22 protein-coding genes are annotated in these 20,279 nt (G+C 66.6%); 6 read left to right on the top strand and 16 right to left on the bottom strand.

Annotation, left to right across the window (positions count from 1 at the left end):
* Positions 1 to 8: 8 nt before the first annotated feature.
* From hslU to GNT67_RS02310, 3 genes are all read left to right on the top strand, one after another.
* Positions 9 to 1,346: an ATP-dependent protease ATPase subunit HslU gene (gene hslU, locus GNT67_RS02300; protein WP_159628188.1), complete on the top strand. Its 1,338-nt coding sequence runs from the start codon at positions 9 to 11 to the stop codon at positions 1,344 to 1,346.
* A gap of 17 nt (positions 1,347 to 1,363) precedes the next feature.
* A complete protein-coding gene (locus GNT67_RS02305; protein ID WP_159628190.1) occupies positions 1,364 to 1,567 on the top strand; it encodes a hypothetical protein in 204 nt (67 codons plus the stop codon).
* Positions 1,568 to 1,946: 379 nt separating this feature from the next.
* Entirely contained in the window at positions 1,947 to 2,678 is a 732-nt protein-coding gene (locus GNT67_RS02310) for a helix-turn-helix domain-containing protein (RefSeq protein ID WP_159628192.1), read from the top strand.
* Positions 2,679 to 2,693: 15 nt separating this feature from the next.
* On the opposite strand, the gene GNT67_RS02315 is transcribed toward GNT67_RS02310, so the two are convergent.
* The 16 genes from GNT67_RS02315 to gpmA form a co-directional block, all read right to left on the bottom strand.
* The gene (locus GNT67_RS02315; RefSeq protein WP_229407894.1) at positions 2,694 to 3,440 is read right to left on the bottom strand and encodes a type II secretion system protein N; all 747 of its coding nucleotides are present in this window, start codon (positions 3,438 to 3,440) and stop codon (positions 2,694 to 2,696) included.
* A 31-nt stretch (positions 3,441 to 3,471) separates the two neighbouring features.
* On the bottom strand, positions 3,472 to 4,692 hold the full coding sequence (gene gspF, locus GNT67_RS02320) for a type II secretion system inner membrane protein GspF (protein ID WP_159628196.1): 1,221 nt from the start codon (positions 4,690 to 4,692) through the stop codon (positions 3,472 to 3,474).
* A gap of 46 nt (positions 4,693 to 4,738) precedes the next feature.
* Positions 4,739 to 6,160 (bottom strand): type II secretion system ATPase GspE, encoded by a 1,422-nt coding sequence (gspE, locus tag GNT67_RS02325; RefSeq protein ID WP_159628198.1) that lies wholly within the window; start codon positions 6,158 to 6,160, stop codon positions 4,739 to 4,741.
* A gap of 5 nt (positions 6,161 to 6,165) precedes the next feature.
* Positions 6,166 to 8,592, bottom strand: a complete 2,427-nt coding sequence (gspD, locus tag GNT67_RS02330; protein WP_159628200.1) for a type II secretion system secretin GspD — start codon at positions 8,590 to 8,592, stop codon at positions 6,166 to 6,168.
* On the bottom strand, positions 8,592 to 9,365 hold the full coding sequence (gene gspN / locus GNT67_RS02335; protein ID WP_159628202.1) for a type II secretion system protein N: 774 nt from the start codon (positions 9,363 to 9,365) through the stop codon (positions 8,592 to 8,594). Before gspN ends, gspD begins: the two co-directional genes overlap by 1 nt.
* Complete coding sequence (locus GNT67_RS02340) at positions 9,362 to 9,880, bottom strand: type II secretion system protein M (RefSeq protein ID WP_159628204.1); 519 nt, start codon at positions 9,878 to 9,880, stop codon at positions 9,362 to 9,364. Before GNT67_RS02340 ends, gspN begins: the two co-directional genes overlap by 4 nt.
* On the bottom strand, positions 9,877 to 11,142 hold the full coding sequence (gene gspL, locus GNT67_RS02345) for a type II secretion system protein GspL (protein WP_159628206.1): 1,266 nt from the start codon (positions 11,140 to 11,142) through the stop codon (positions 9,877 to 9,879). Before gspL ends, GNT67_RS02340 begins: the two co-directional genes overlap by 4 nt.
* 16 nt (positions 11,143 to 11,158) lie before the next feature.
* Entirely contained in the window at positions 11,159 to 12,130 is a 972-nt protein-coding gene (gene gspK, locus GNT67_RS02350) for a type II secretion system minor pseudopilin GspK (protein ID WP_159628208.1), read from the bottom strand.
* Positions 12,130 to 12,789: a PulJ/GspJ family protein gene (locus tag GNT67_RS02355; RefSeq protein WP_159628210.1), complete on the bottom strand. Its 660-nt coding sequence runs from the start codon at positions 12,787 to 12,789 to the stop codon at positions 12,130 to 12,132. Before GNT67_RS02355 ends, gspK begins: the two co-directional genes overlap by 1 nt.
* Positions 12,786 to 13,166 (bottom strand): type II secretion system minor pseudopilin GspI, encoded by a 381-nt coding sequence (gspI, locus tag GNT67_RS02360; RefSeq protein WP_159628212.1) that lies wholly within the window; start codon positions 13,164 to 13,166, stop codon positions 12,786 to 12,788. The genes GNT67_RS02355 and gspI overlap by 4 nt, the downstream gene beginning before the upstream one ends.
* A gap of 14 nt (positions 13,167 to 13,180) precedes the next feature.
* Positions 13,181 to 13,660 (bottom strand): GspH/FimT family pseudopilin, encoded by a 480-nt coding sequence (locus GNT67_RS02365; protein ID WP_159628214.1) that lies wholly within the window; start codon positions 13,658 to 13,660, stop codon positions 13,181 to 13,183.
* 8 nt (positions 13,661 to 13,668) lie between these two features.
* Positions 13,669 to 14,106, bottom strand: coding sequence for a type II secretion system major pseudopilin GspG (gene gspG, locus GNT67_RS02370; RefSeq protein WP_159628216.1), 438 nt, complete (start codon positions 14,104 to 14,106; stop codon positions 13,669 to 13,671).
* Positions 14,107 to 14,299: 193 nt separating this feature from the next.
* A complete protein-coding gene (locus GNT67_RS02375; RefSeq protein WP_159628218.1) occupies positions 14,300 to 15,070 on the bottom strand; it encodes a HesA/MoeB/ThiF family protein in 771 nt (256 codons plus the stop codon).
* Positions 15,071 to 15,098: 28 nt separating this feature from the next.
* The gene (locus GNT67_RS02380; RefSeq protein WP_159628220.1) at positions 15,099 to 16,571 is read right to left on the bottom strand and encodes a S41 family peptidase; all 1,473 of its coding nucleotides are present in this window, start codon (positions 16,569 to 16,571) and stop codon (positions 15,099 to 15,101) included.
* Positions 16,572 to 16,582: 11 nt separating this feature from the next.
* Positions 16,583 to 18,037 carry a murein hydrolase activator EnvC family protein gene (locus GNT67_RS02385; protein ID WP_159628450.1) on the bottom strand — a complete coding sequence of 485 codons (1,455 nt, stop codon included), beginning with the start codon at positions 18,035 to 18,037 and terminating at the stop codon, positions 16,583 to 16,585.
* Positions 18,038 to 18,055: 18 nt separating this feature from the next.
* Complete coding sequence (gene gpmA / locus GNT67_RS02390; RefSeq protein WP_159628222.1) at positions 18,056 to 18,802, bottom strand: 2,3-diphosphoglycerate-dependent phosphoglycerate mutase; 747 nt, start codon at positions 18,800 to 18,802, stop codon at positions 18,056 to 18,058.
* A gap of 86 nt (positions 18,803 to 18,888) precedes the next feature.
* On the opposite strand from gpmA, the gene GNT67_RS02395 reads away from it, so the two are divergent.
* The 3 genes from GNT67_RS02395 to secB all read left to right on the top strand — a co-directional run bounded on the left by GNT67_RS02395 (position 18,889) and on the right by secB (position 20,206).
* Positions 18,889 to 19,290, top strand: a complete 402-nt coding sequence (locus GNT67_RS02395) for a rhodanese-like domain-containing protein (protein WP_159628224.1) — start codon at positions 18,889 to 18,891, stop codon at positions 19,288 to 19,290.
* A 46-nt stretch (positions 19,291 to 19,336) separates the two neighbouring features.
* Complete coding sequence (grxC, locus tag GNT67_RS02400; RefSeq protein WP_159628226.1) at positions 19,337 to 19,600, top strand: glutaredoxin 3; 264 nt, start codon at positions 19,337 to 19,339, stop codon at positions 19,598 to 19,600.
* Positions 19,601 to 19,744: 144 nt separating this feature from the next.
* Positions 19,745 to 20,206 carry a protein-export chaperone SecB gene (secB, locus tag GNT67_RS02405; RefSeq protein ID WP_159628228.1) on the top strand — a complete coding sequence of 154 codons (462 nt, stop codon included), beginning with the start codon at positions 19,745 to 19,747 and terminating at the stop codon, positions 20,204 to 20,206.
* Positions 20,207 to 20,279: the final 73 nt, after the last annotated feature.

The raw sequence follows: 20,279 nt of genomic DNA on the forward strand, positions 1-20,279 counted from the left end.
GCAGCATCATGAACATGACCCCACCGGAAATCGTCTCCGAACTCGACAAGCACGTGGTCGGCCAGGGCAAGGCCAAGAAGGCGGTCGCCATCGCACTGCGCAACCGCTGGCGGCGCCAGCAGGTCGAAGAGCCGCTGCGCCACGAAATCACGCCCAAGAACATCCTCATGATCGGCCCGACCGGCGTCGGCAAGACCGAGATCGCGCGCCGCCTGGCCAAGCTGGCCGACGCGCCCTTCATCAAGATCGAGGCGACCAAGTTCACCGAAGTGGGCTACGTCGGCCGCGACGTCGACACCATCATCCGCGACCTGATCGACATCGGCGTCAAGCAGACCCGCGCCAGCGAAGCGAAAAAGGTGCGCCAGCGCGCCGAAGACGCGGCCGAAGACCGCATCATCGACATCCTGGTGCCGCCGGCGCGCGACTTCGGTTTCAATACCAGCAATGGCGGTGAAAGCAAGGATGGCGACGCCACCCGCCAGACTTTCCGCAAGCGTCTGCGCGAAGGCGCACTCGACGACCGCGAGGTCGAGATCGAGGTGGCCGACGCCGCGCCGCAGATGGAAATCATGGCCCCGCCGGGCATGGAAGAAATGACCGAGCAGATCAAGTCGATGTTCGCCGGCGTGGGCAATGCGCGCAAGAAGCCGCGCAAGCTCAAGATCAAGGAAGCGATGAAGCTCCTGATCGACGAAGAGGCCGGCAAGCTGCTCAATGAAGATGAGCTCAAGCAAAAGGCGATCGCCAATGTCGAGCAGAACGGCATCGTGTTCCTCGACGAGATCGACAAGATCGCGACCCGTTCCGAACACGGCGGCGCCGACGTCTCGCGCGCCGGCGTGCAGCGCGACCTGCTGCCGCTGGTCGAGGGCACGACGGTGAACACCAAGTACGGCATGATCAAGACCGATCACATCCTGTTCATCGCCTCGGGCGCGTTCCACTTGTCGAAACCGTCGGACCTGATCCCGGAACTGCAGGGCCGCTTCCCGATCCGGGTCGAGCTCGAATCGTTGTCGATCGAGGATTTCAAGAGCATCCTGACCTCGACCCATGCCAGCCTGACCAAGCAGTACGAGGCGCTGCTGGCGACCGAGGGCGTCAAGATCGAGTTCCTGGACGAAGGCATCCACCGCCTGGCCGAGATCGCGTACTCGGTCAACGAGCGCACCGAGAACATCGGCGCGCGCCGCCTGTACACGGTGATGGAAAAGCTGCTCGAAGAGATCTCGTTCAGCGCCGGGCTCGAGAAAGACCAGGCGGTGCGGATCGACGCGGCCTATGTCAACGAACGGCTCGATGCGCTGGCGGTCAATGAAGACCTGTCGCGCTACGTGCTGTAACCATTCACGAGGTCCGCATGGCGAACAAGGCATTGGCGACCCGGCAGAAGATGCGCTTGCGCATCGAACCATCGCAGCAGTTCGGCAAGCCGCGCAATCCGATCGCGGCGCTGGCCAAGGCGCGTGCGGCCGGGCCGCATGCCAAGCCGGCCTCGAGCGAGCGGCATGAAGCCAAGCGGGTGCTCAAGAAGGTCAGGCTGGTAGTAGGCGAGGACGAGTAAGCTCTGCGTCGGCGTTCAAAAAATTCTCCTTCACGGGCACTTCGGTGCCCGTTTTTTGGCACAATGTTATTGGTGTGTAAAAATATCGCTTTGCAGAAGCCAGACATGAAACCCGAAGCGGGTTCATCGCTCGCGCGGCTTCGGCAATGATTGCCGAAGAAGCAGAGCACGCTTGGCCTCCAAACAACCCGAATGACAGGCCCGCTGGCTATGGGCTTTTTCTCTTCTCTTCACGATGGCGTATTGATGGCGACAGGAATCACAATCCTGGACGCTCTCTTCGCGCTGTTCGTCGGCGCTGATGACCATTCGTCGCATGTGCCTTGTCCGTGCCCCCATTCAACGGTAGAGTCAGCCTTCGTCATCCATCACGGAAACCATGAGCTCACCCGACCTGATCCTCGACGCCCTGCGCGCCCGGCTGCGCGCGGCCGGCATTACCTACAAGCTGCTGGCCGAACGCATCGGCGTGAGCGAATCGAGCGTGAAGCGCATGTTCGGGCAAAAGGACATGGCGCTGTCGCGGCTGGCCGAGATTTGCCAGGCGACCGGCATCCCGCTCGACGAACTGCTGCGCGGCGCGCTCGAGACCCGGCCCCAGCTCGATGGGCTGAGCCTGCCTCAAGAACGTTCGCTGGTGGCCAACCCGCGTCTGCTCCTGATGGCGATCTGCTGCCTTGGACACTGGAACGTGGAACAGGTGATCGAGACCTATCAGCTGGGCGAAGCCGAATGCATCACCCTGCTCGCCGAGCTCGACCGGTTGGGACTGATCGAACTCAAGCCGCTGAACCGCTACCAGTTGCGGGTGTCGAACGCATTCCGCTGGCTGGCGGATGGCCCGGTGCAGCACTTCTTCCGCGATCATGTGGTGGAGGATTATTTTGGCGGGCGCTTCGATGGCGCGGGCGAGGCGCTGCTGTGCCTGCCCGCGCGTTTATCCCATGCCAGCGCCCACGAGCTATCGCTCAAGATCGAACAATTGGCGGCGGAACTGGCGCGGCTGCACCTGAATGACCGGCGTCTACCGGCCGGCGAGCGTGAAGGCTATACCTTGCTGCTAGGATTTAGATCTTGGGAGTTGGCGGCATTCACCGCGCTACGGCGCTGAACCGCGCCGCCGCCATCACTGGGTGATCGGTGGCTGGTTCGGGTTCTCCGCCGGGATATTCGGTGGCATTTGCACCTGGTTGGCCGGCGCCTGGTTGAACGGTTCGGACGGCGGTGCGTTCGGATCGATCGGGTCCATTTCGGGCTCGGGCACGACCTGGGAATTCTCGATCGTGGTCGGCATACCCTGCGGACCGCCGCCCGGCGGCGGCCGGCTCTGCATCGCGGGCGGCACACCCACCACGCCCGGCGCGCTCTGCGGTCCGGCGCCTGGCGCGGCGCCCATCGGCTGTTGCATCGGCTGTTGCGTCGATTGCTGCATCGATTGCTGCATCGGTTGCTGCATCATCCGCGGCTCGGGCGGCATGATCGCCGTCGACTGGCCGGCATCGGGCGCCAGGTCTACCCGTTTCATGACGCCGCCATCGGACAGCATCACATAACGCCGGTGCACTTCGACCACGGTCACGTTCGGCACGATTTCGCGTCCGATGCGCACCGCCCGTGGCGGCTGGCCGTCGGCCACCAGGATGACCGCGCTGTCGGCGCCGGCCGCCACCACGCCGGTGAGCTGGAAATTGGCGATCACGGCCGTCGGCTGGCCGCCGAACAGGCCCGCGGCGGCCTCCGGGCTCGGCGCCGGCTGGCTGGCGACCGGCGCCGCCGCCAGCGGCCGCTGCTCGGGCTTGTACAGCTGCAGCACCCAATAGGCGATCGAGGCAGCCAGCAGGATCAGGGCAAGCAGGCTGAGAAGAAGAGGCAAACGCTTGTTCATATTATTCAGTGCCATTGTTTTACTGCACCAGCTGGTTGATTTCGATGATCGGCATCAGCACCGCCAGCACGATCAGCAGCACTACCAGGCCCATGGCCAGGATCAGCACCGGCTCGAGCAGGCCGGCGATGGTCAGCGTGCGGCGCTCGAGGTCGGCCTGCTGCGAATTGGCGGCGCGTTCCAGCATGGCCGGCAATTCGCCGGTGATCTCGCCGGCGCGGATCATGTGCACCAGCATCGGCGGGAACAGCTTTTGCGCCGACAGTGCGCGCGCCAGGCTCACGCCCTCGCGCACGCTGGCCGTGGCTTGCTCGACCAGCTCGCGCATGGCCACGTTGGACAGCGTTTCGCGGCTGGTGTCGAGCGCGCGCAGGATGGGCACGCCGGAACCGGTGGTGATCGCCAGCGTACTGGCAAAGCGCGCGGTATTCAGGCTGCGCTCGAATTTGCCATAGACGGGGGCCGTCAGCAGCCAGGTATGCCAGCGCCGCTTGAGCACGGGATTGCGCAGCGCGCGCCGCCACATCCAGAACGCGCCGCCGATCAGGATCGCGCAATAGATGCCGTAGGCGCGCACGAAGTCGGACACCGCCAGCATGACCACGGTCAGGAAAGGCAGCTTCTGCTTGGTGTTAGCGAACACCGAAACGATCTGCGGCACCACATAGGTGAGCAGGAAGATCACGATCGCGAACGCCACCACGGTCACGATCGCCGGATAGGTGAACGCCAGGCGCACCTTTTGCACCAGGGCGTTGCGGCGCTCGATGTAGTCGGCCAGGCGCGACAACACGCGCGACAGCTGGCCGATCTGCTCGCCCGAGGCCACCAGTGCGCGGTAGATCTCGGCGAAGTCGCGCGGGTGATGCGACAGCGCGGTGGAAAACGGCGAACCGCCGATGACTTCGGAGCGGATCGAGGCGATCAGGTCGCGCATGTACGCGCGCTCGGCCTGCTCGAGCAGGGCGGTGAAGGCTTGCTCGAGGGGCAAGCCGGCCTCGAGCAGGCTGGCCAGCTGGCGCGTGAACAGGGCCAATTCGTTTTGCGACAGGCGCTCGCCGATACCGCGCGCGCGGGTCGTGCCCGAGGCGTCGACCTGGGTCGCGATGGCGTCGACGCTCAGCGGCGTCAGGCCCTGGGTGCGCAGGTCGGCGCGCGCCGCGCGCGGGCTGTCGGCATTGACCACGCCCTTGCGGGTGGCGCCGCCGGCGTCGACGGCCTCATAGCGGAATGCCGGCATTAATCAGTCTCCATCCGCACAATGTCCATGCTGGCAGTTCCCATCGCTAGTCTTTCGTCACGCGCACGAGTTCGGCGCGCGTGGTGGTGCCATCGGCCAGCCAGCGTTCGCCGTCGTCGCGCATGGTCTTCATGCCGGTCGCCAGGGCCGCATCGCGGATGTCGGCTTCGGAGGCGCGGTTGTGGATCTGGGAGCGGATCTGCTCGGTGGTCTCGAGCAGCTCGTACACCCCCACCCGGCCATGGTAGCCGGTGTGGCCGCAACGCTCGCAACCGACCGCATGCCAGGTGGAACCGTCGAAGGTCTTGCACTGCGAGCACAGCTTGCGCACCAGGCGCTGGGCCATCACGCCCAGCAGCGACGAGGACAGCAGGAACGGTTCGATGCCCATGTCCAGCAGGCGGGTGACGGCCGAGGCGGCATCGTTGGTGTGCAGGGTCGCCAGCACCAGGTGGCCGGTGAGCGAGGCCTGCACCGCGATCTGCGCTGTTTCCAGGTCGCGGATCTCGCCGATCATGATAACGTCAGGATCTTGCCGCAGGATAGCGCGCAGGGCTTTCGCGAACGTCATGTCGATGCGGGCATTGACCTGCGTCTGGCCGACGCCGTTCAGGTCGTACTCGATCGGGTCTTCCACCGTCATGATATTGGTGGTCGAGGCGTTCAGGCGCGACAGCGCGGCGTACAGCGTGGTGGTCTTGCCGGAACCGGTCGGGCCGGTCACCAGCACGATGCCGTGCGGCTGGTTGATCAGGCGGTCGAACTGCGGCAGCATGGCCTCGGCCATGCCCAGGTGCGACAGGTCGAGGCGCCCCGCTTCTTTGTCGAGCAGGCGCAGCACGGCGCGTTCGCCGTGGCCGGTCGGCAGGGTCGAGACCCGCACGTCGACCGGCTTGCCGCCCACGCGCAGGGTGATGCGGCCATCTTGCGGCAGGCGTTTTTCGGCGATGTCGAGCTGCGACATGATCTTGATACGCGAGATCAGCGAGGCGTGGATCGCTTTTTTCGGGCGCACGATGTCGCGCAGTGCGCCGTCGATGCGAAAGCGCACGACCGAGGTCTGCTCGAACGGTTCGATGTGGATGTCGGACGCGCCCTCGCGCAGCGATTGCGTCAGCAGCGCATTGATCATGCGGATCACCGGCGCATCGTCGGACGATTCGAGCAGGTCTTCGATGGCCGGTACGTCTTGCAGCAGCTTGGTCAGGTCGAGGTCGGCGTCGAATTCGTCGACCACCTGCGAAGCGTCGCCGCCGCCGCCCGCATAGGCGCCGGCGATGGCCGCGTCGAGTTCGTCGCGGTCGAGGCGGCGCAGCTGGATGCGGCCGAAACGGCGCGACACCTCGGCGATGGCGGCCGGCGCGGTGGCGCTCGAGACCAGCACTTCGACGCTCTGGCCCGGCTCGCCGTTACCGCGCGCCAGCACACCATGGTCGCGGGCAAAGGCGTAGGGCAGCAGATTGTTCATGAGGCTTACTCTCCGTTCGCTGGCGGCACCGCGCGCGGCTGCGACGCTGGCGAGGCCGGCATGGCCGCGCCGGGCGTGACGGCGCCCGATCCTGTTTCAGACACGCCGGCGCCCGGCGCGGTTCCCGGCGCCGTGCCCTGATGGCGCGAGGCGGCGCCATCGTTGGACGCCCCCGGGGCCGCGTTCGGCGCCGGCTGGCGCTGCACCGGCACGGTCGCCATGCCGCCACCGACCGGCGGCTGGCCATTGACCAGCGGCGGCAGTTGCGGCGCGCCCAGGTCGCGCAGCAGCGCCGACGACTCGGGCTGGGCGGCGGCGCCGGCGGCGCGCATGTATTCGTAGCGGTCCATCGCAATCGAATTCGAAGCATCCTTGCTGCGCACCACCACCGGGCGCAGGAACACCATCAGGTTGGTCTTGACGCGGCTGCGGGTGCGGTACTTGAACAGGTTGCCGATCACCGGGATGTCGCCCAGGCCGCGCACTTTCTCTTCGCCATCGCCTTCGCTGTCCTCGATCAGGCCGCCGAGCACGATGATCTGGCCGTCGTCGGCCAGCACATTGCTTTCGATGGCGCGCACATTGGTGGTCAGGCCCGATTCGGCGTTGCGGGTCGAGGCGTCCACGCTCGAGTTCTCGTGGTAGATCGCCATCTTGATGGTGCCGCCTTCGGAGATCTGCGGGCGCACCCGCAGCAGCAGGCCCACGTCTTGCCGGTCGACGGTCTGGAACGGGTTGCCGCCGCCGGTGGTGCTGTTGGTGGCGAACGAACCGGTGATGATCGGCACGTTCTGGCCGACCTTGATCACCGCCAGCTCGTTGTCGAGGGTGATCATGTTCGGCGTCGACAGGATGTTGGCGTTGCCGTCGGATTCGAGCGCACGCGCCACCGCGCCCAGGCCCAGCTCGCCGCCAACCTGGCGGAACAGGCCGAAGGTCAGGCCGCTCGGCAGGCTCGGCACCGAGGTGCTGGTGCCGCCCGTGCCCTGGGCCGCGGCCAGCGCCAGGTTGACGATGCTGTTGTTCGAGCCGCCGCCGGTGAAGTTCTGCAGCCCGCCGAAGCGGTATTTGCTGTCGGAGTCGCCGGTGGCGCCGACCCATTGCACGCCGAATTCGGAGGCTTTATTGGACGTGACTTCGACCACCAGCGCCTCGATATAGACCTGGGCCCGGCGCACGTCGAGCTGGTCGATGACGGAGCGCAGGTTGCGGTACACCGCATCCGGTGCGGTGATGATCAGGCTGTTGGTGGAGGCGTCGGCCTGGATGAAGCCCGAGCCCTGGCCGCCGCCGGCGCCCTGGGTGCCCTGCTGGCCCTGCTGGCCGAAACTGTTGCCGCTGCCGCCGACGCCGGTGCCGCCCTGCAAGCCTTGCTGGCCGCCGAGGCCGCCCTGGCCGCCCTGGCCGGCCTGGCTGCCGATGCCGGATGTGATCGAGCTGCCCTGGGTGCCCTGCTGCACCTGCAGCGCCGAGGAATCCTGCGAGACCACCGCGCGCAGGGTCTGGGCCACGCGGGTGGCTTCGGCGTTCTTCAGATACACGACGTGGATATTGCCCTTGCTCGAGCTTTCTTGATCGAGGCGGGCGATCAGGCTCTTGGCCAGGTTGGCGCGCGCCTGCGACGGCGCGCGGATCACGACCGAGTTGGTGCGCGGATCGGCCAGCACCGTGACCCGGCCCGAATCGCCGCCGGCGGCCGGTTCCATCAGGCGCGTGACGAGCGTGGCGATGTCGCTGGCGATCGCGTTGCGGATCGGCACCACGTCGAGGTCGGCCGCCACCGGCGCGTCGAGCGCGGCGATGATGCGCGCCAGGCGGCGCAGGTTGTCGGCGTAGTCGGTGATGACCAGGGTGTTGTTGCCCGGGTTCGCCATGATGGAATTGTTTGGCGAAATGAGCGGACGCAGCACGGCGGTGAGGTTGGCCGCCGACTCGTAGGACAGATAGAACACCTGGGTCGCGATCTGGTCGCCCGTCGCCTTGCTCGAGCGCACGCCGCCGACCTGGGTCGGCGAGGATTGCAGCTTGGCCTCGGCCTCGGGCACCACCTTGGCATAGCCGTCGCCGCTGGTGACCACCGCGAAGCCCTGCAGGCGCAGGGTCGAGGTGAGCAGGCCGAAGGCTTCGCTCTTGCTCAGCGATTTCTCGGACACCAGGGTCAGGGTGCCCTTGACCCGCGGATCGATGATGAAGGTCATGCCGGTGTAGTGGCCGATGGCCTTGATGACCGATTCGATGTCGGCATTCACGAAGCTCAACGCGGCGGCGTTCGCGCTTTCTTGCGCCAGGGCCGGCAGCGGCAGCGCGATCACCGTGGCGGCGCACAGCATGGCGCCGGCGGCGAGCCGGCGCAGGGCCGGCAGCTGCAGGGCCGCCAGCGGTCGGGCCGACAGGTCGAGGGGCGCGGAGGTGGAGCGGTCTGTTTTCTTCATTATCTGAACTCGAGTGCGATTACGTTTTTGCCGTTCACCATCCGGCGCTGGCCCAGCAGGTTCAACATGGTTCCAAGCTGGTCTTCATAGCCATCGGCGGCGCTGGCCTGGCCCGAGAAGCGCAGGCGTCCATTTTGCAGTACCCCCGCGCCCGACAGCAGCAAAGCGCCACGTACGGTGCGAAGGGTCAAATCGGCCTGCGGTCCACGCCAGTCCATGATCATTTCATAACTGCCGAGCGGCTTGACGGGCGACATGCGCGCGCCCATATCGCCCATCGACAGCACGGTGCGCCCCTGCACCGTCACGGCATTCTGCTGGCGCAGCAGGTCGAGCGTGTTCCAGGACAGGCGGATGCGGCCACTCGGCGCCAGCGTGTTCAACGGCGCGCCCAGGCCCGCCAGACCTTCTGCCGGCAACAGCAGTTCGCCGGCATTGACCTGCCACTGCGACCAGCTGCCCTCGACCCGCACCGGGTTGGCCAGCGCCTGCGGATTGTCCAGGCTCATGCTCACCTGGCCCAGCACCACCAGCGGCGACAATGTCCAGGAAAAACGGCCCGGCAGCAAGGGCGTCACCGCCCCGCCCGGCCCCGGCGCGCCGCCGATGAAGGCTGAGCCTCTCCAAAGCGTACCTTGCGCATCTCCCAGCGTCAATCGACCACCGGTCTGACGTTCGACCAGCGGACCGAGCCATGCCGCCGGCAGGAAAGCCAGCACCGTCGCCACGACCGCCAGGATGACCAGCAGGCTCCACGAAAGTGCCCGCCTCATGAAGCCGGACCGCCGCTCTGGCGCAGCGTGAGCGTGGCGTCGACCTGGCCCAGCGCGCTCTGGGCGGAAAATTGCGCGTCTTGCACCACCAGGCGGCTCTCGCGCCGCTGGGCGTCGAGCCAGGCCATCAGGTTGGCAAAGGAAACATTGCTGAGTTGAACTTTTGTATATTCACCGCTGACCGACAGCGAGGCCGGATTGAGGCCGCGCGTCGACATGCTGGCGGCCAGCGCCTCGCGCGTGAGCGGCGTGACCGATGGCGCCGGCTCGCTGGCGACGGCGCGCGCCTCGCCGGCCAGCGCCTCGAGCTGGGCCGCCTGCTGGCGCAGCTCGGGCAGCGAGCGGCGTAACTGCTCGCGGCCGTCGAGCGCCGGCTCGAGCAGGACCAGATAAAACAGCGCCAGCGCGGCCACGGCGCCGCCCACCAGCAGGAACTTGCGTTCTTGCTCGGTGCGCGCGATCCAGTAGGCGGTGGCGCGTTCGCGCAACGCGCTGATTTTGCCGGCGAAACTCATTGCATACCCCCTGCTTGCGTTATGCCCGATGGCGCGGCGCCGCTGCTGCGGATCAGCCAGGTGTTGGCCTCGGGCGCTTCAAGGCTCAGATGGCGTGCCGCCAGGGCCGGACGCAGCTGGTCTGCCATGCCGGGGTTGGCGGATTCAGGTTTGACGCGCACCGTCAGGGCCCGTTCGCGAAACTCGATTGATGCAATCGCAGGCGGGGCGCCCAGGCCACCCAGCGCTTCGCCGAAGGCGGCCGCCATCGCGGTAAATTCGTCGCCGCCCACCTCGCCGCTGCCGGCCCGGGCGCGCGCGATGTTCTGCTGCATCTGCGCCACCGGATCGATCGCCGGCTGGCCCGGATAGACGGCGCGGAAGGTTTGGCTCATCTGCAGGCGCACGGCATCGGCTTCGCGCTTCATGCCCAGCCATTCGACGTTCAGGCCGATGACATTGACCACCAGCGCCGCCAGGGCCAGCCGGACCGGCCAGCGCCAGCGGCGCCAGTCGCGCCGCGCCACGCCGGCCGTGCCCAGGCCGGGCACCAGGTCGAGCGCCGGGCCGAGCGCGCCGTTGCCATTGTTGCTGCCCCGGGCGCCGGCGATCCAGTGCGCCCAGTTGTCGCTCTCGAGCGTAATGCCAGGACCGGCCTCGGCCAGCAGCACCTGATATTCGCCCAATTGTTCGTGGTCGACATACAGCACCAGCGGCGCATCGCCCGCCAGCGCGCGCGCCGTCTGCAGGGCCACTACCGGGCTGCCGTCCAGCGCCAGGCCCAGGCCTTCGTACTGGCTCTGGCGCAGGATCAGTTCTCCTTTGCCGAAGGCGGCGCTGACGCTGCCTGGATGCAGGGGCAGGCACAATTGCTCGGGCACGGCCACCACGGCGCGCGCCCCCATTTCCAGCAGCTTACGCACCAGCGGCTCGAGCCAGGCCTGCTGCACCACGGCCACCGGGCGGCGGCCGTCGCCCATGACCGGGCCGGCCACCAGCACGCAATCGAGCGGGTCGCCCAGGATATATTCTTCGACCAGGGCCGGCAGCGCCGCGCGCAGGCGCGCGCCGGCCAGCGGCGGCGCCTGCACCGCCAGCAGGGTGACGTCGCTGGCGGCCAGGATCAGCACCACGCGCCGGCTGGCCGCGACCACGTCGCCGAGGTTGCGCAGCATGCCTTCGCCCTGCTGTCCGATGGCGCCGTTGTCGCCGACCAGCGCGAAGCGCGTCAGGGCGCCTTCGCCCTCGCTCCTGGCCGGATGCCGAATATAAAGAGTAGTCAAACCATCTCGCTTTCTTCTAGTTCTGGCGGGTCCAGATCACGTTCACCCCACCGCGGCTGGCCAGGGAGCCTTTTTGCACCAGCGACTCGGCATCGAGCGCCGCCCGGTCGAGCCGGATGCGGCTCTGCACCAGGAAAAAGGTGCTGGTGACGTCGATCTTCGGCTGTGCGTTTTCTGCCAGACACTGTGCTTCACCCGAAAATATCCCAACATCATTCCACGGTATCCGCTTGCGCTGTTCCACCAGCGCATTCGCTTGAGAAACCGAGCAGCCGGGCAAGACCGCCGCCAGTACCTCGGCCGGCGCCGTGTTCACATTCACCTTCGTCGCCTCCGCCGGCAGCACGATCACGAACTGGCGCAGGGCCTCGACCGCCTCAGGCTTGACGCCCTGCACCGCCAGCAGGTCGTCGACCCGCATCACCGGCATCGGATTGCCGGTGCGCGGGGTCTGCGGCCCCGCGATCGGGTTGATCGGATCCTGCGCCGTCAGCGGCTGGCCGGCGGCGACCAGGTCGGCGATCGGCCGCGCCAGCCGCGCCTCCAGACGCAGATTGGTCAGCAAGCGCCCCAGCACTTCGGTCTCGACCGGGTCGCGCACACCGCCGCTGGCCAGGTTGTTCAGATTGTAACGCGCCATGGCGTCGTAAACCTGCCCTGACAGGGATGCGGTGAAGTTTTCTCCCTGGATGCGCTCACGTTCGATGTACTGGTCGAGCCGGGTCTCGGCCAGTGGCGTGGCCCAGATCTGGTCGAGCGAGATGCGGTTGCCGAAAGGCTGGCGCAGGATCACGCTGGCCCAGTCGAGGGCGCCGCGCTGGATCCACTTGGTCTGCAGCTGCAGGCGCTGGTTTTCCATCGAGCGCACCTGCACCTGCTGCTGCCAGAACAGGCTGGCGACGATCGAGATCGCCAGCGTGGTCAGCAGCAATGCGGTGACCACGGCCACGCCGCGCTGGCGGCGCCGGGAGTGCCAGGAGCGCCGCATCAGGTGCCTCCCAGCAGGAAGGCCTTGACCATCGGCTGGCCCAGGCCCTGCACGGTCAGCGCCACCTGCACGCCGGTCGGTTCGAGCGCATTGACGGTGGGCGGCGCAGGCACGCCGCCCGGCGGCTGCTCGCCCGTGGCGCCGACCGCGGTCGGCTCATTGCGCCAGGCATTGTTTTGCCAGCCCTGCACTTGCATCGCGGTCACGCCGACCTGCAGCACCACCGACGGCGCATTGTCGGCCGGCGCATCCGAGGCCAGCGCCTGCCATAGCTGCCCGACCTGGTCCAGGTCGCGCGTGCCGGGCGACTCGCGCCGGATCAATTGGCCGTTGACGACGCGGTAACTGATCACCTGCAGGCGCGACGGCTCGTGCTCGACATACACCTTGCGCACCAGGGTCAGGCGATCGGCATCCCACAGCAGCGCCGGCCGGCCGCGCATGAGTTCGCTGCCGGCGGCGTTTTCGCAATCGTTCTGCATCTGGGCGAAGGCCAGCTGCATGCCGCGCGTGGTTTCCATCTCGTTGGTGAGCGCCACACGCGCGCGCACGATGCCATCGAGCCCGCGCCAGCCGAGCACGGCCACCATGGCGAGGATGCCGATCGCCACCAGGAGCTCGACCAGCGTGAAGCCCGCATGCCGCGACCCGATCTTCATAGCGAGGAAGGCCTCAGGACCAGTTGGATGAGTTTGACAATGCGGCGGCCGGGATTGTCGGCGTCGAAGACCGATACTTCGATCCTGCGCAACAGCGGATTGGGGCTGGTGATGACTTCTTCTTCGCACACCAGATCCAGGTCGCCTTGCGGGCAGGGAAAGCTGCGCTTGCCGATCTCGGGGAATTCGCGCCCCAGGCGGATCTGCACCAGCCGGTTCTCGGCCGACCAGGTCGCCATCATCGAGGCGCGCAGGCCGGCGCTGTTGGTGGTCAGGCTGCCCACCGCGCGCAGGCCGGCGGCCAGCGCGGTGCCGACGATGACCAGCGCCACCAGCACTTCGAGCAGGGTGAATCCTGAGGCGCGGCGAGAGGACATGGCGGTTCGGTGCGTCATTCGACGGTGAAGTGGCCGACGCCGTCGGCCCGGATCGCGACCGCATTGGCGCCCGATGCGAGCGTCAGCACGAAGGGCCGGTCGACCGGCTCGCGCCCGAAGGTGATGCGCAGCATGTCCGGGCCGCCGGTCCCGGACGGCTCGAGCAGCAGGCGCAGCGGCGGATTCTTGAAGCTGCGTTCGCGTAACAGGTCGTCGCGCGTGACCGGCGCCCAGCCGGTGTCGCCGCGCACCATGAAGCGGTAGCGCTCGCCGTTGGCCTCGAACGCCACCAGGCGGTTGCGCACGATGGCTTCGTCGCGCGCCAGTTGCAGCAGCAGCGCGATGCGCTTGGCCTCGTTTTCCAGGTCCTGGCGCGGGCTCGGGATGGCGTTGAGCGTGGCCAGTCCCAGCGTGATGCCGATGATGACCAGCACGACCAGCAGCTCCACCAGGGTGAAGCCGAGGGACGAGCGCCGCGCGCGCCAGGCCGGCATGGTAGAACTTAGTGCCAGGAACCGACGTCGGCGTCGTCGCCGGCGCCGCCCGGCTGGCCGTCGGCGCCGTAGGAGAACACGTCGATCTCGCCCTTCACGCCCGGCGACAGGTACTGGTAGGCGTTACCCCACGGGTCCTTCGGCAGTTTCTCGATATAGCCGCCTTCTTTCCAGCCATTGGCGGACGGGCCGGAGGTCGGCTTGGCGATCAGGGCGTTGAGGCCCTGCTCGGTGGTCGGATAGCGCTGGTTGTCGAGCTTGTACAGCTTGAGGGCCTGCATCATGGTGGCGATGTCGACCTTGGCGGCGGTAATGCGCGACTCGCCGGTACGACCCAGCAATTTAGGCACGACCAGGGCGCCGAGGATGCCGATGATGACCACGACGACCATGATCTCGACCAGGGTGAAGCCGCGGGCGCGACGTTGTGTGCGTTGGAAATTCATATGCGGTGTGATTAGGCTGTGAATCGGTGGAACAGGGACAGTATAAGTCCGAAATATGACAGGACAATACTACGGATGAAACTGCATACAAAACTGTGAGGATCGTTACATCGCTACCGAAGGCGGGTGTGCAATTGTAAGCTACCTACGCCTGTCATGACACTGTGGATCCGTGTCCTTAAGCCGGTCTTCATCAAACCGCGTTCGGCTTGCCCCCGCGCACCGCGCACACGGGGCAGGCGCCATTGCGCGCCACCTTGACGTCAGTCCATTCCATGAATTTCCCGTCCAGCATCAGCAGGCGGCCGGCCAGCGACCCGCCCACGCCTGCGATCAATTTCATCGCTTCGGCGGCCTGGACCGCGCCGACAATGCCGACCAGCGGCGCGAACACCCCCATCGTGCCGCAGGCGACGTCTTCGAAACCGCTGTCTTCCGGGAACAGGCAGGCATAGCACGGCGCCTCCGGCTGGCGCGGATCGAACACCGCCAGTTGGCCGTCGAAGCGGATCGCGGCGCCCGAGACCAGCGGCACGCCGGCCGCCACGCAGGCGCGGTTGACGGCGTGGCGGGTGGCGAAGTTGTCGCTGCAGTCGAGCACGACGGTGGCGCTGCGGGCCAGCGCCAACAGGCGTTCGGGGCCGGCGCGTTCGGCCAGGGCCGTGACCTCGATCTCGGGATTGATCGCCAGCAGGGCGGCGCGGCCGGAATCGACCTTGGGCTGGCCGATGCGGTCGGTGGTGTGCATGACCTGGCGCTGCAGGTTGGTCAGGTCGACCGTGTCGTCGTCGACCAGCGTCAGGCGGCCGATGCCGCCCGAGGCCAGGTACAACGCGGCCGGCGATCCCAGGCCGCCGGCGCCGATGATCACGACATGGGCGGCCAGCAGGCGCTGCTGGCCTTCGATGCCGATGTCGTCGAGCAGGATGTGGCGCGAGTAGCGCAGGAGTTGATTGTCGTTCATGGGGTGTGGGGGCGGGGATGCCCCAACATCATTTCTTCGGTGGCGCGTTCAACTCAGGCAATTTCTGCTCCGCCCCCGGCAACGGCGCCGGCACCGGCTTGTCTTCGTCCGGCACACCCTTGGCCAGTTGCACCGGCATGCCCTTGAAGTGATTGATCGCCTGCGCCAGCTGGAAATCGTCGTTGCCGCCGAACTCGAGCGGCTTGCGGTCCTTGAGCAGGGCCAGCGCGCGCTGTTGCTGCGCCAGGCTGCCTGCCTGGTCCTTGGCCGGCGTATCTTTCTTGTCGCCCTCGGCGACCAGGTGGCGCTGCAGGTCGGCCTCGCGCACGCGCAGCGCATTGAGCAGGTCGCCCTCGGCCGACTCGTCCACCCGCAGGTCGGGCTCGATGCCGGTGGCCTGGATCGGCCGGCCCTTGGGCGTGTAGTAGCGCGCCGTGGTCAGCTTGATCGCGGTGTCGGCCGACAGCCGGCGCAGGGTCTGCACCGAGCCCTTGCCGAAGGTGCGACTGCCCATCACGATCGCGCGCTGGTAATCCTGCAGCGCGCCGGCCACGATTTCGGACGCCGATGCCGAGCCGCCATTGACCAGCACCACCATCGGCACCGATTTGAGGCCGGCCGGCAAGCCGGCCAGCGGGTCGCCGCGCTGGGCATAGAATTCGCGCCGGCCATAGAAGGCCTGGTTCGACTCGGCCACCTGGCCCTTGGTGCTGACGATGACCTGGTCCGGCTGCGGCAGGAACGCCGCCGAGACCCCGATCGCGCCCGGCAGCAGGCCGCCGGGATCGTTGCGCAGGTCGAGCACCAGGCCCTTGATGTCAGGTTGCTCGGCATACAGCTCTTTGGTTTTTTTCGCCAGCTCGTCCAGGGTATTTTCCTGGAACTGGCTGATGCGCAGCCAGGCATAGCCGGGCTCGACCATCTTGGCCTTGACGCTGACGACCTTGATTTCCTGGCGGTCCAGTGGCACCACCCAGGGTTTGTCTTCGCCGGGACGGGCAATGGTCAGCGTGACCTTGCTGCCGACCTTGCCGCGCATGCGCTTGATCGCCTCATCGGACGACATATTGCGTACCGGAACATTGTCGATGCGGGTAATCAGGTCGCCCGGCTTGACGCCGGCCCTGAAGGCGGGCGTATCCTCGATCGGCGACACCACCTTGATGTAACCGTCTTCGTTCGAGATCTCGACGCCGACCCCGACGAACTTGCCCTGCACCGCCTCGTTCATGTCGCGCAAGGCCTTCTGGTCGAGGTAGACCGAGTGCGGGTCGAGCGAGGCGACCATGCCGCCGATCGCCTCGGACAGCAGCTTCTTATCCTCGACCGGCTCGACGTAGTCGGTCTTGATCAGCCCATAGACATCGGCCAGCTGGCGCAATTCGTCCAGCGGCAAGGGCGCGCCCGACTTTTGCGCATGGGCCGACAGCTGGAACGACGCCGCCACGCCCACCAGCACGCCCACGCCGACCAGCCCGAAATGCCTTGCTTTGATGCCCATGTTGTACCTTGTTAGAACCTGACCCAGCCTGCCGGATCGATGGCCTTGCCGCGATGCCTGAGTTCAAAGTATAGCCCCGATTCTTCATTGCCACCGGTATTGCCCGCGCTGGCCACCGCCTCGCCGGCGCGCACGCTGTCGCCGGGGCGCTTGAGCAGGGACTGGTTGTTGCCGTAGATCGACAGGTAGCCATCGCCGTGGTCGACGATGATCAGGTTGCCGAAGCCCCGCATCCAGTCGGCGTGCACCACCCGGCCCGGGGCCACGGCGCGCACCTCGGCGCCTTCCGGCGCCTTGATGAAATTGCCCTTCCAGGTCGGGCCATCGCCGCGCCGGCCGCCGAAGCGCGCCACCACGCTGCCGTTGACCGGGCTGGCCATGCGGCCCTTGAGCGCCGTGAACGAACCGCTGGCAGCGGCCGGCCCCAGGATCGGCGGCGGCGGTTCGCTCGGCCGGGTGTCTTCTTCGACCGGCTCCTGGGCCAGGATCGGCGCTTCCTTGATCGGCTCGGGCATTGGCTTGGGCTTGGCGCCCGGCTTGGCGTTTTCGCGCGCGATGCGTTCGCGCTCGCGGTCGCGCTCGGCCTTCTCGGCGGCCGCTTTCGCGCGCGCCGCCGCCAGTGCCTTCGCTTTCGCCTCGGCCGCGGCCTTGGCCTTGGCACGCGCCGCGGCCAGGGCCACCTGGCGGCGGCGCTCGGCTTCTTCCTGCTCGCGGATCAGGCGCTCGAGGCGGGTCACCAGGCCCGACATGCGTTCTTCGTCGCGCTCCAGGCGGTCGGCCTGCTTGCGCTGGTCGGTCAGGCGGCTCGACAAGGTGCTGAGCAAGGCGGCGCGCTTGGCTTTTTCCTTTTCCAGCAATGCCTTCTGGTCGAGCTGCTCCTGGGCGATTTCTTCCAGCTCTTGCTGGGCGTTCTCGACCTGGTCGCGGTTGGCCTCGACCTGGACCAGGTTGCTGCGCAGCGCGTGCAATAGCCGCGCCTGGGCCTGCGAGACATAGGCCATCAATTGCAGGTCGCGGCTGATGCGGTTAGGGTTGTCGCCCGAGAGCAGCAGCTTGATCCGGTCTTCATTGCCAGCCACATAGTGCTCGCGCAATAGCTTGGCCAACTGCTTTTGCTGGGCGGCGATCGTTTGCGACAGCTGGCCCTGCTGCGTGGCCAGGTCTTGCAGGCGCGTGTTGGTGGCGTCCTGCTCTTCCTCCAGGTCGCGCAGGGCCCGGTTGGCGTTCGAAATGGCGGCCTCGGACTCGGCCAGCGTATCGGCCGCGTCTTCCCTGGCGCTTTCGGTCTGGCTGATGTCGCGCTTGATCGCCTGCAGTTGTTGCTGGATGCCGGCGCGCTGCTTCTCGGCAGCCACCTTCTGGCGGCTGCGCTCGGTCTGGCGCTGGGCCCAGGCATCGGTGGCGAACGCGCCGGACAGCGCGACCGCCAGCAGCGTGCAGAGCAAGCCGCTGGCGGCTCCCTTCATGGATGGCAAATGCAAGACTTACTTTGCCTTCCCTTGGTTGGCCACGGCCGCCATGGCGGCGGCGATCGCGTCCTGGTCGCCCAGGTAGTAGTGCCTGATCGGCTTGAGGTCGGCGTCGAGCTCATACACCAGCGGCTGGCCGTTGGGGATGTTCAGGCCGACGATGTCGGCGTCGCTGATATTGTCGAGCATCTTGATGATGGCGCGCAGGCTATTGCCGTGGGCCGAGATCAAGATCTTCTTGCCAGCCCGGATGGCGGGGGCGATCTCGTCGTCCCAGGCCGGCATCACGCGCGCCACGGTGTCCTTCAGGCATTCGGTCAGGGGAATTTGCTCATCGGAGAGGGCGGCATAGCGCGGGTCGCCGAAGCTGGTGCGCTCGTCGTCTTTCTCGAGCGCCGGCGGCGGGGTGTCGTAGCTGCGGCGCCATACCAGCACCTGCTCGTCGCCGAACTTGGCGGCGGTCTCGCCTTTGTCCAGGCCCTGCAGGGCGCCGTAGTGGCGCTCGTTGAGGCGCCAGTCGTTCTTGACCGGCAGGTACATCGCATCCATCTCGTCCATCGCCAGCCACAGGGTGCGGATGGCGCGCTTGAGCACCGAGGTATAGGCCACGTCGAAGGTGAAGCCGGCCTCCTTGAGCACGCGGCCGGCGGCCTTGGCCTCGGCCACGCCTTTTTCGGTCAGGTCGACGTCGGTCCAGCCGGTGAAGCGGTTTTCCAGGTTCCAGGTGGATTCGCCGTGGCGCATGAATACGATCTTGTACATGGGTTCTCTTCTTGAAAAGTCAGTTTGAAGTCCGGTCCGACATCTATTTTATAATGCTCCGATTCAGTTCAACCAACGGAACCCTTGTGAATTTCATACTCGATAATATTTTCATCGTGGCGATCGCTGTGATTTCGGGCGCAGCCCTGTTGTGGCCGGCCGTGGCGCCGCGCGGAAAACGCGTGACCCCGCTGCAGGCAACGCAGATGATCAACCGCGGCAAGACCACCATCGTGGACGTGCGCAGCGCTGAAGAATTCGCGGCCGGCCACCTGCGCGACGCGAAACACATCCCGCTGGCAGACTTGGGCAATCGCATCGGCGAACTGGACAAGTCGAAGAACCGCAGCGTGGTGGTGGTGTGCCAGACCGGCGCCCGCGGCGACAAGGCCGCGCGCCAGTTGCAGGCGGCCGGCTTCGACGACGTCCACAGCCTGGAAGGCGGTCTGGCGGCCTGGACGGCTGCAGGCCTGCCGGTCACCAAGTAACCCGTCCGGTCGCTTTTCGATCGGGCAGACACGTAAAGGATCCATCATGACAGCTCACGTCGTTCTCTACCACACCGCAGCCTGCCCTTATTGCGTGCGCGCCGAGCGCCTGCTCGAAGCCAAGGGAATCCACGATATCGAACGCATCCGCGTCGACCTCGACCCGGAACAGCGCCAGATCATGATGCAGCGCACCGGCCGCCGCACCGTGCCGCAAATCTATGTTGGCGACACCCATGTCGGCGGTTTCGACGACCTGTATGCGCTGGACCAGGCCGGACGCCTGGACCCCATGCTCAAGGGCGAGTAAGCTGATCGGGCTGAATGCGGCGGCAAGATGCTATTGCTTCCTAGTTGGTTTTGCTACAATTGCCGTCGCGTTTGATCCGAGGTCGCGCCCGACCAAAGCACCCGGAGTGGCCCGCCGCTCCCCACTATTACTAGAAAGCGTTCCATGTCTGACGAAACTCTGCAACCAGTATTCCAAATCCAACGCGTCTATCTGAAAGACATGTCGCTGGAGCAACCGAATTCGCCATCGATCTTCCTGGAACAGGAAGCGCCGGCCATCGAAGTGTCGCTCGACGTCGGCGCCGAAAGCATCGCCGAAGGCATCTACGAGTCGACCGTGACGATCACCGTCACCGCCAAGGTCAAGGACAAGGTCGCGTTCCTGGTGGAAGGCAAGCAGGCTGGCATCTTCGAAGCCCGCAACATCCCTGCCGAGCAGATGGATCCGCTGCTGGGCATCGGTTGCCCGAACATCATCTACCCGTACCTGCGCGCGAACATCGCCGACGTGATCAGCCGCGCCGGCTTCCCGCCAGTGCACCTGGCCGAGATCAACTTCGAAGCCTTCTACCAGCAGCGCGCCGCGGCCATGGCCGAAGCAGCTGCCGCCGCACCGGCAAACTAAGTACTACTTCACGGACGCGGTGCATGCCGCGTCCGTGCCAGCCTTCCGGCGTCGCGGTTCCACCCACAACCCA

The organism is Massilia puerhi, assembly GCF_009861485.1.